10 protein-coding genes and 1 pseudogene are annotated in these 6942 nt (G+C 59.8%); 8 read left to right on the forward strand and 3 right to left on the reverse strand.

Annotation, left to right across the window (positions count from 1 at the left end):
• The first annotated feature begins 31 nt into the window (after nucleotides 1–31).
• The 4 genes from ELR45_RS31845 to ELR45_RS31855 all read left to right on the forward strand — a co-directional run bounded on the left by ELR45_RS31845 (nucleotide 32) and on the right by ELR45_RS31855 (nucleotide 1946).
• Nucleotides 32–418, forward strand: coding sequence for a winged helix-turn-helix domain-containing protein (locus tag ELR45_RS31845; protein ID WP_129669876.1), 387 nt, complete (start codon nucleotides 32–34; stop codon nucleotides 416–418).
• Nucleotides 402–557, forward strand: a complete 156-nt coding sequence (locus ELR45_RS36125) for a hypothetical protein (RefSeq protein WP_165368281.1) — start codon at nucleotides 402–404, stop codon at nucleotides 555–557. The genes ELR45_RS31845 and ELR45_RS36125 overlap by 17 nt, the downstream gene beginning before the upstream one ends.
• Before the next feature lie 62 nt (nucleotides 558–619).
• Complete coding sequence (locus ELR45_RS31850; protein WP_129669877.1) at nucleotides 620–883, forward strand: hypothetical protein; 264 nt, start codon at nucleotides 620–622, stop codon at nucleotides 881–883.
• A 289-nt stretch (nucleotides 884–1172) separates the two neighbouring features.
• A complete protein-coding gene (locus ELR45_RS31855) occupies nucleotides 1173–1946 on the forward strand; it encodes a TIR domain-containing protein (RefSeq protein ID WP_129669878.1) in 774 nt (257 codons plus the stop codon).
• Nucleotides 1947–1956: 10 nt separating this feature from the next.
• Here the strand turns inward: ELR45_RS31855 and ELR45_RS31860 are convergent, their stop codons facing one another.
• Nucleotides 1957–2640 carry a hypothetical protein gene (locus ELR45_RS31860; RefSeq protein WP_205857675.1) on the reverse strand — a complete coding sequence of 228 codons (684 nt, stop codon included), beginning with the start codon at nucleotides 2638–2640 and terminating at the stop codon, nucleotides 1957–1959.
• A gap of 411 nt (nucleotides 2641–3051) precedes the next feature.
• On the opposite strand from ELR45_RS31860, the gene ELR45_RS31865 reads away from it, so the two are divergent.
• Genes ELR45_RS31865 through ELR45_RS43115 form a run of 3 tightly spaced genes read left to right on the forward strand, consistent with a single transcriptional unit; the run spans nucleotide 3052 to nucleotide 4867 of the window.
• Entirely contained in the window at nucleotides 3052–3561 is a 510-nt protein-coding gene (locus ELR45_RS31865; protein WP_129669880.1) for a TIR domain-containing protein, read from the forward strand.
• Entirely contained in the window at nucleotides 3558–4418 is an 861-nt protein-coding gene (locus ELR45_RS31870) for a macro domain-containing protein (RefSeq protein WP_129669881.1), read from the forward strand. The genes ELR45_RS31865 and ELR45_RS31870 overlap by 4 nt, the downstream gene beginning before the upstream one ends.
• Nucleotides 4415–4867, forward strand: coding sequence for an HIT family protein (locus ELR45_RS43115; RefSeq protein WP_129669882.1), 453 nt, complete (start codon nucleotides 4415–4417; stop codon nucleotides 4865–4867). The genes ELR45_RS31870 and ELR45_RS43115 overlap by 4 nt, the downstream gene beginning before the upstream one ends.
• An 11-nt stretch (nucleotides 4868–4878) precedes the next feature.
• On the opposite strand, the gene ELR45_RS31880 is transcribed toward ELR45_RS43115, so the two are convergent.
• Nucleotides 4879–5166 (reverse strand): sigma factor-like helix-turn-helix DNA-binding protein, encoded by a 288-nt coding sequence (locus ELR45_RS31880; RefSeq protein ID WP_205857676.1) that lies wholly within the window; start codon nucleotides 5164–5166, stop codon nucleotides 4879–4881.
• Between the two features lie 338 nt (nucleotides 5167–5504).
• Between ELR45_RS31880 and ELR45_RS31885 the strand changes: the two genes are divergently transcribed.
• The gene (locus ELR45_RS31885) at nucleotides 5505–6098 is read left to right on the forward strand and encodes an N-acetyltransferase (RefSeq protein ID WP_129669884.1); all 594 of its coding nucleotides are present in this window, start codon (nucleotides 5505–5507) and stop codon (nucleotides 6096–6098) included.
• 79 nt (nucleotides 6099–6177) lie between these two features.
• Here ELR45_RS31885 and ELR45_RS31890 read toward each other — a convergent pair.
• Nucleotides 6178–6606: pseudogene (locus ELR45_RS31890) on the reverse strand (integrase core domain-containing protein); the annotation flags it as partial.
• Nucleotides 6607–6942 lie beyond the last annotated feature (336 nt).

The raw sequence follows: 6942 nt of genomic DNA on the forward strand, positions 1-6942 counted from the left end.
CAGCTGACCAAGCACAGGTCGGAGCGCTGACATGGCCGCCCCATTCGATCCGGCCCAGCAGCCACCCGGCTACCTGTACCTGCAGCTGGCCGACTACCTCACCGACCGCATCACGTCCGGCGAACTGAAGCCCGGCGCCATGTTGCCCGGCGAGTTGCTGTCAGCTCAGGAATACGGCGTCTCCACCGGCACCATCCGCCGCGCTCGTGATGTGTTGCTGCAGCGTGGCGTCGTCGCGGTGCTCCCGGCCCTGGGTACCTACGTCACCGAGCCAGAGTACTGGAACATGCCTGGCCATGGGACTTCTCCGCCCTCGGCCGTCGAATCTCGTTCTGGTACCACGCCCAGCACAGACGATCCGCCCAAGACCACACGGCCCCACGAATCTGGAGATACGCACCATGCTGGAAGTTGTTGACGTCACCCTCCTCGTCACGCGGCCAGCCGGGTACATGACCCTCTATCTGCCAGCCAGCCACGTCGATAGGGTGCGGGCGCTTCAGCCGGGCATTGCCGAGGGCGCCCCGAACTACTGCCGGCGCCTGTACCAAGCCTGATCCTCGCCTGCAAGCAGGCCATCTGCGGTGATCTGCAGCAGGCCCGTGACCTCATCGACAACATGAGCGAGCAATACCACCGACTGGGCGACGTCACGGCCGGACAGATCGGCTTCCGTCTCAAGGGGACCGCCGACACCATCACCATCTCGGCCCTGGACAGCATTCCGAGCGTGGAAGCGAAGCCACCCCTGACCCCAGACGGCGAACTTGACTGGGACGCCGTCATAGACGAGCACCGCGACTGGGTAGCGGCGACCATCGGGCGGGAGATCACTAGAGTCGAGCGGTATGACGGCAACAAGCTGATCTACACGTATCAGTGACGCTACGGGTCACCAGCGCTGGCGCTGGCCACCGTGCGAGATGACACCGGTTGTCCGGTTCCCCTGTTCGACCGAGGACATGCGCTCGAAGCAGCCGACAGCGTTTGGGGAGCGGGACTGAGCGACTCCTACCCCCTCCGAGCGGCGGCAAGTAATCCTCCTACTCACAGCACTGCGGCCCCGCCTGATCCCACCCCCCGCGGGGCCACATCTCTGATTGGGGCACGAACACGTGAGTAGTTGCGGATGGCGCAGTGGTTGCGGGTACGGAGGAGGTAAAATACACGTCGTGGATACGCAACGGAAACTTGAACTCCTGGACGAACAGATCCGCATGGCCAATGAAGGCAAGCCTGAGAACTTTGAACTATGGCGGCAGAAGACTGAAGTAGTTCTGAGGAATGTCCTCGGCGATGCCAACCCACTCTATAGCAGTTTCACTGGAATCTCTTATAGCCTGATGATGTTCACTGACGGCACGCCACAGTCGGCTTTCGACGCGGCACAAGTTGAGGGTGTCAGGGAAGCCATCGCCATACTTCAAGCTGCGATACATGAAGTTGAAATCTCCGGAGGCGCCCCGACCGGCCAAGATGGACCAAGAGCCTCAGGAGCCAAGGTTTTTATCGTCCACGGCCACGATAATGCGCGAAAGCACGAAGTGGCAAGATTTCTTACACGGCTGACCAGCAACGAGCCGTTGATCCTTCATGAACAGGCAAATGCAGGTAGAACGCTCATCGAGAAATTTGAGCATTACGCCGCAAGTACGGGTTATGCGGTCGTGATCGCCACGGGCGATGACCGTGGGCGTGCAGTGGATGACGCTGACGACAAGCCACGAGCGCGACAGAATGTGGTGTTTGAACTTGGCTTCTTTTTCGGCGCACTCGGTCGAGATCGTGTGGCCTTTCTGTACGAAGAGGGCCTTGAAAGTCCTTCTGACGTTGACGGCCTCGTCTACCTTCCGCTGGACAGCGGTGGCGCCTGGAAAATGCAGCTTGCCCGTGAGCTGGCGTCGGTCGGCCTCGGCGTCGACTGGTCTGCGCTCGGTGAAGCGTAGGTTCTAAACGTCATCGCCCTCGTCGCGTGAGCCAAATGGCGTGGTCAACCACCCATGGCGTCGTCGGCCGTCCGTTCGAGGTGAGGTAGGCAGCGATCTCGTACACGAGACGCTTCGCGCCAGCTGGATCGGTGACGACTCCTTGATCCCGAAACCATCGCAGCACCATGCGGTCCGGCTTGATGTGCTCTTCGGAGCCGACGAGCATCCATAAGTAGCCACGCCGAACGCCGTGCTGTCCCTCGCCCGGCACGGTCCGCAACTCTGCCTCGACCTCGGCCAGTCGGGCTTCGTCATCGAGCAAGCCTTGGGCCTCTCCCAACGTCTGCACACCATGAGCGCCAAGAATGCGGGCGTACACCAAGGCGGCATCAGCCTTCAGCACACCGTTGTGTGTGGACGTCCGTTGCCTGTTCGTCAGCTGTACCAAGGCCGTTCCGTCATTGAACCGATCGAGGAAGGCGTGCACCGGCACCGGGTCATCGGGCAGCGGCCGGTTGGCCGGGCTGAGCGGTGCTTGATCACCGAATGCGGACGCCACCGCGCGCACGACAGGAGCGACCACGCTCGTGTAGTTCGCGTTGATGCTCCACACGGAGTCAACGACGCAATACGTCAGGCTCGTCCAGCGCTTCTCGCGCGGCTGGGGATCGAGCGCCGCGACCGCGTCGGCAACGCGCTGCACGTCATCCATGCGCATATAGCTTACGGTGGATGTGCGACGTAGCTGACTTGCGTCGTGGCCCAAACCGAACCCGTGGGCTGAGTCCCGCGAACTTTCGACCTAAGGCCCTTCTCAAACACTCGGACGTCTGGCAAGCTTACGGATCACATCTAGTCCCGCTATAACCGGTTGGGGGGTCAGCCGGATCGGCAGCAAGTGTTGCAGCATGGCGAGAGGGGCTCACGGGTGGATGAAGTTTGCATGACGTCCAACTGAGACGTAACGGGCATGGTCGCAAGCTGCGGGCCAACGGTGGCGTGCCTGAGAATCAAATTAGAAAGTTGCCGCCATGTGTCGAATGACGTGACAGCTGTCATCTGAATTCGGAACATAGCTTTGAGGGAAACATGCTATATTGATATTTAAGAGGGGAATGCCAGAATGAGTTACCGTAACAAGACCTACGTAGCGTTCGCCAGCGAGGACATCCGATCGTATTGGTTGATGGAAGCTTGGCGAGAGAACGAGAATATCGACTTCGACTTCTACGACGCGCATGATCTATACGAGGCGCGCGATACGAGCAAGCCTGAGACGATCAAAGGGCGGCTTCGGGAGCGTATGAAGAATGCGAAGCAGTTTGTGCTTCTGGGTAGTAGCACCGCAAAGAAGAAGGGCGGTGACGGAGAATCCTTCTTGGCCTACGAAGTAGAGAACATGGTGGCGCTCGACCTGCCCGTCGTAGTCGCCAACTTAGACGGCGATCGAAAGGTCGACAGGGGCTTTATCCCGAAGCCACTGCTGGATGCTGATTACTACACGATGTCTGTCTCTTTCCAGCCTGCGATCATCAAATTCGCCTTAGACAATTACGCTGCCGATTATGCGTCAAGCACGAAAACTGGCTGCTATTACTACGAATTGAACGTATACGAGAAGTTGGGCTTGTGACCAGCACGGTATTCGAAGACATTAAGCGGCGACGATTTTGGCGCCACTTCGCCATCCACACCTTTTCAGGTGTCGGGTTCTGTGCCGTCTTCGCGGGTCTGTTTGATGTCTTGTTTCCCGACGTTGTCTCCGACGGAGGGCGCCCGCTGGCCGTACTTCTACTACTGCTGTCTTCCCTGTATGGGCTATGGCGATCCTGGCCGCGTCCGATTGAGCAAATCTATGATGCGCCCAATATTAAGATTGGTCTCGTTCGTGGGAATCTCTTCGAGCAACGTGATCATCATTTGGTAATTGGCATGGCTACGACCTTTGATACTGAGGTGCCAGAGGTCATTGCACGATCCAGTGTGCAGGCCCAGTTTATGCGAGAGGTGTACCAGGAGAACAGATCGGCTCTCGACGCAGACCTTGCGGCAGCACTGAGCGAGGTCCCGCCAACGGGAAAGATCGAGAAGAAAGGCAAGACCGCAGTATATCCTATTGGTACTGTAGCCGTGCTGAATGATCGCTACAGGCGTTTGTTCTGTGTCGCTTACGCTGAGATGAATGAGAAGAACGAGGCACGTGGTTCGGTAGGTGGCGTGTGGCAAAGCTTGGAGCAACTATGGCGGTCGGTGGCGACGCACGCCAACGGGGGCACTGTGGCCATGCCGGTGATAGGTGGGGGGCAAGCGCGCCTCTCGCAAATACTGCCTGCGCAAGACTCGATTCGCTTCACCATTCTTTCGTTCATGCTCGCGTCTCGGCGCGAGAAGATCTGCGATGAATTGAAGATCGTCGTACAGCCGAAAGAGTTCGACCGTCTCGATCGGCTGGAGCTCCAATCATTCCTAAAATCACTTCGGGTATCATGACTTCGACGAGCGAACATATCGACCTGCCAGATAACGATTCCTGTGCGTTCTGTGCATACTTAGGCGGCAGGCGACCTTTTACTATTCTCTCGCGGGCACGATTGACGGCTACGTTGGTGACTCGGGAGCAGCGGGGCGTCGCTCACTTGTTGGTAACTCCTATCCGTCACGTTTCGACTATCCTTGATCTGACCAACGAAGAGTGTGGTGCACTCATGGCGGAGGTGCGCGAGGCAGCGAGAGCTATCGACATTGCTGAACAAAGGCCAGGTATCGCAGTGTGGCAAAATAACGGTGTGCCGGCGGGCCAGACGGTGGGACATGTACATTTCCATGTGGCTGGAACGCTACCTGATGGAAGTACGGAATGGGGCGACGTTCCGGAGTTATCACTCGAAGCGACTGAAGCAATCGCTGCGCGACTAAGGCGGGCGATGGGTAGAGAATGATCAACACCCAGTCATGCGCGCGAGTGATCTTCCCACCCGGGACGAGCACGGATCACGACCCCGGACTCGTGTAGCCGCTTTCGGACTGTCTCGGCGCTGCTGCCGAACTCCTTGCCGATTCGAGCTAGTGACCAGCCCTCGTCGTAGAGCCGCCCGGCCAGGACGATCTGTTCTGCTGAGATGCCCTGCTGCCGCATCCGCACGCCGCGCCGGTGCAGATGCTCGCTGACAGTCAAACGATGGATGCCGAACTGGGTAGCTAGCTGGTAGGCCGACTTGCCCGACGCGTAGGCGTCCACCAGGGCATCAACCTCGACCGGACGTAGTTGGCGGGCTTGGCGAACTGGCTGTACAGGGCGAGTGTTAGGCCGTCCGGCCAACTTCATGCATACGAGTCTCTGCAGGGCAGACAGTAGGAATGTCTGCCTCGAATAGCGCTGCAGAACCTCCACCCAGGTCAGAGCCAGTTTGAGTCGCTAAGCACAGCATGATCACAGGGTTCTGTGAGGCTCGGTAGCCGAACGCGCTGAGGCGCCGACGCTGGTGGTAACCGGGCCCGTCGGTCCGGCCGCCATAACCTTTTGAGCGCCGCCGTAGCATGAGCAGCACCTAGGGATACTTGCTGAAGGAGCTATACGTGCCATTCACCGATTCGACCGAACCTGTTCCCGCTGAGTTGAGGACCGAAGAGTTCGTCTTGCGTCCGATCGTGGCTGCCGACACGGAGCTGGATTATGCCGCGGTGATGGAAACGCGTGAGTACCTGCGGTTATGGCGACAGTCAACGTGGCCCGAGGACGACTTCACGGTGGAGGCGAACCGGAAAGACGTCATCGACCTCGAACAACGCCATGCTGCGCATGGTGCGTTCACGTACACGGTGCTCGACCCTGACGGCACCAGATGCTTGGGCTGCGTCTACGTCTTTCCCACGAGTGCCACGTTCCTCGCGAGATCCACGGTGATTCCAGTCGGTGACGATGGGTGGGTGGACGTCGACGCCGTCATCTTGTTCTGGGCTCGTCTGTCCCAGATGGCGAGCGGTATGGACGAGCGTCTTCTCGCCGCGCTTCGTGCGTGGTTCAAGGACGAGTGGAAGCTCGAGAGAACCGTCTACGTCACGAGTGAGCAGTTCACACAGCAAGTGGATCTCCTGGAGCGCACCGATCTGAGCCTGAAGTTCGAGCTGCTCGAGCCCGGCAAGCCAAGAAGGCGTCTCGTCTTTGGCTGAGTGGCCGCACGCCAAGAATTGGTCAGGACTGGGAAGAGTCATTCACAGAAGGGTGGCCAGCGGCGTAGATCGCTGGGGCTTAGTAGCCGAGCGAGCTGTGTCGTCGGCGGTGGTTGTAGTCCTGCTTCCAGTCGCTGATCACGACGCGAGCCTGGGCCAGGGACCAGAAGATGTTGATGTTCAGGCATTCGTCGCGCACGCGGCTGTTGAAAGACTCGGCGTAGCCGTTGCGCCAGGGTTCGCCGGGCGGGATGAACGAGAGCCCGACTTGTTCGGAGCATCAGCTTTGGGACCGGGCGGACGCTGTGGTGGCGCCCGTGCGTTTGCGTCGACGCCCGCTGCGGAACGCGCAGGCCTTCCTCGCGCCACAGCCGCTGGACTTCTTGTGGTTGACGTTCCAGCCCTCGGTCCGCGCATCGTGATACGCGGGCCGGAACCCGCGCCGCGGATGGTCTTTGGCGTGCTGCCGCAGCCAGGTTCGTAACGCCGCGTCCGGGTCGGCCACGCTCGTGCTGACCTCTCAGTCTTCAGTGACCAGATTTCGGCAATCGCGATCCCGCTTCTGGCGGCAGTTGTCCTCGGCGCGAGCGCAACGCAGATGGGCCAGCTCACCGCTGCATCGAAAGTACCGATGGTTGTGATCGGTCTGATATTGGGGTCTGGGTCAACCGCGTCCGCCGTCGGCGTCTGGTGATCATGACGAACCTGGCACGCGCCGGAATGCTGTTGGTGATTCCGCCTGCAGCCGCCGACTTGCTGAGCATGCCGCCGCTGTACCTGGCGTCCTTCGTGGTAGCGGCCCTCGGCGTGGTGTCTCGGACCTCGGGGGCGGCGTCGCTGGCAG

Origin of the sequence: Phytoactinopolyspora endophytica, from assembly GCF_004138495.1 — a bacterium.
GTDB classification, from domain to species: domain Bacteria; phylum Actinomycetota; class Actinomycetes; order Jiangellales; family Jiangellaceae; genus Phytoactinopolyspora; species Phytoactinopolyspora endophytica.

Coding starts and splice junctions, on each gene's coding strand:
- ELR45_RS31850 (WP_129669877.1), top strand. CDS start 620: ATGAGCGAGCAATACCACCGACTGGGCGACGTCACGGCCGGACAGATC.
- ELR45_RS31865 (WP_129669880.1), top strand. CDS start 3,052: ATGAGTTACCGTAACAAGACCTACGTAGCGTTCGCCAGCGAGGACATC.
- ELR45_RS36125 (WP_165368281.1), top strand. CDS start 402: ATGCTGGAAGTTGTTGACGTCACCCTCCTCGTCACGCGGCCAGCCGGG.
- ELR45_RS31860 (WP_205857675.1), bottom strand. CDS start 2,640: ATGGATGACGTGCAGCGCGTTGCCGACGCGGTCGCGGCGCTCGATCCC.
- ELR45_RS43115 (WP_129669882.1), top strand. CDS start 4,415: ATGACTTCGACGAGCGAACATATCGACCTGCCAGATAACGATTCCTGT.
- ELR45_RS31845 (WP_129669876.1), top strand. CDS start 32: ATGGCCGCCCCATTCGATCCGGCCCAGCAGCCACCCGGCTACCTGTAC.